General features: G+C 36.6%; 1 protein-coding gene. It reads right to left on the bottom strand.

The window, feature by feature from the left end:
* Window positions 1-257, bottom strand: a 257-nt coding sequence (locus tag R2R70_RS21410) for a hypothetical protein (protein ID WP_410979111.1), incomplete at both ends; no start/stop codon positions are given.

The following is a 257-nucleotide window of genomic DNA, read 5'->3' as shown; positions in this document are numbered from 1 at the left end:
ATTAGTAAACATAACACCGCAGTCGCTATCTTTTATATGAACCGAATAACAGTTAGCTACAGGTTTAAGCCAAAGCGCCTCTTCAACATTAATATTTAGGGCTTTAAGCTTGTTTTGCATGGTAGAGATTGACGATTCTAAATCGCGGTCTTTACCTTTGATAAACGTTTTTTCAGTCATATTGATCTCAACTAGTTCTGCACGATGTGTGGAAGTGACATTATCGTGGATTTTGATGTTTATTTCATCCTTTGCGA

Origin of the sequence: Cobetia sp. SIMBA_158, assembly GCF_046566945.1 — a bacterium.
Taxonomy (GTDB): Bacteria; Pseudomonadota; Gammaproteobacteria; order Pseudomonadales; family Halomonadaceae; genus Cobetia; species Cobetia amphilecti.
Note: the sequence above shows the minus strand (reverse complement) of the source record. Positions and strands in the feature narration are given on the sequence as shown.